The 1,684-nt window shown below is 38.8% G+C and carries 1 pseudogene; it reads right to left on the bottom strand.

What is annotated here, in order from left to right:
• Window positions 1-44: 44 nt before the first annotated feature.
• A pseudogene (locus tag BMX79_RS12385) lies at window positions 45-1,615 on the bottom strand (IS3 family transposase).
• Window positions 1,616-1,684: the final 69 nt, after the last annotated feature.

Raw genomic sequence — 1,684 nt, 5'->3', positions numbered from 1 at the left:
TGAACTGACCCCTGTCAAGTAGACAGTAAAAAAAATAAAAATTCTTATGCTGCAGCCTGATACCGATATTCCATTGGTGTTAGGCTGTTTCGTGTTTCTTGAAAACGTTCATAGTTGTAAAAATGCATGTATGACTCAATAGTCTTTACGAGTTCCTGATAAGAGTTAAACTGTTTCAAGTGATAAGATTCGCATTTAAAGTGTCCGAAAAAGCTCTCCATGGGGCCGTTATCAATACACTTACCAACCCGAGACATACTTCGGGTAATACCGGCTTTTGTAGTGATCTGACGATAAGCTTTTGACGTATATTGCGACCCTCGGTCGCTGTGTAACAGCGGTTTAGCACCAGGATTCATTGATAAAGCGTCTTTTACTGTGCCCATGACTAGAGAATTATCATTATACTTCCCAATTCTGAATGCAATGATGGATCCATCATAAAGATCTTTAATAGCACTTAAATATGCTTTTCTCCCATTTGCATAATGGAGATGAGTAACGTCAGTTACCCACTTCTGATTTGGCTTATCTGCTTTAAAGTCACGATTCAAGATGTTTTCTTCAATGTTTTTATAGCTAGTTTTAGTAGAATATCCATTGGATCGACGGATATGAGATTTTAACCCCAATTTCAACATAAGTCGACGAATGCGCTTCTTGTCATATCGTTTATTTTTAGACTGTCGATTTAAGGCGATTGTTAATCGACGATACCCAAAATTTCCATCATATTTATGGAAATGATCTTTCACCCATTTCATCAGTCGAGCTGTCTCTAACTCTTGTTCAGAAGGGGTGTGGTTCAACCATTTATAATATCCCGACCGAGAGACACCAAGAATGCCACAAAGTAGTTGGATAGAGACAGACTGCTCTTGGCTATATTCATAGATCGCTTGGAATTCATTCAGACAGGAGCCTATACGTGACGATCCCTCCTTTCGATAGCTTTCAGCTTTTTTATTAGACCATTCTCTGCTTCCAAATACTCATTTCTCTGTTTCAACCGCTTTACTTCAAGTTGAAGCTTTTCTTCATCAGTCAACGTTTCTTTTGACTCCAGCGTTCTTCCACGACGGTCTTTCAATGCCTCGGGGCCGCCGGCCTGGTACTTTCGTACCCACTGATAGACCTGTTGGTATGACACGTTATAACGCTCTTCAGCTTTATGATAATTCAGTCCATTAGCGATGGTAAACTGTGTAATCTCAATACGTTCGGCCCAAGTTGTTTTACGTCCTTTATTCATGTGTCGACTTCCTCTACTAGTAGATTTAAATCCCTTACCACTAGTATAAAGCTTTATCCATCGTCGTAAAACAGAACTGGAGGAAATAGTGTAGCGATCACATGTCGCTTCTAAACTTTCTGGGGTGTTTAGGTAATGCTCAACTGCTTGTCTCTTTAGTTTGTCTGAATAGGTATTCCACTCTATGGATTCTTTTAATCCTTCAATCCCTTTAGCTCGATAACTGCGAAGCCATCCTTTAATAGTCGAAGAATCTATTCCTTCCCTTTTGGCCAAAGAGTAAATAGATTCTCTTTCATTAATTACTTTTTCAACGATTTCATATCGTTCGTTTATACTGTGTGTTGTCGTTCGTTTAGACATAAAAATACTCCCCTTAATGTGTCAGAGAATTTTTATTATTTCTCTGTCTACTATAAGGGGAGCATATCA

It is taken from the genome of Alkalibacterium pelagium (assembly GCF_900109325.1).
Taxonomy (GTDB): Bacteria; Bacillota; Bacilli; order Lactobacillales; family Carnobacteriaceae_A; genus Alkalibacterium; species Alkalibacterium pelagium.
Note: the sequence above shows the minus strand (reverse complement) of the source record. Positions and strands in the feature narration are given on the sequence as shown.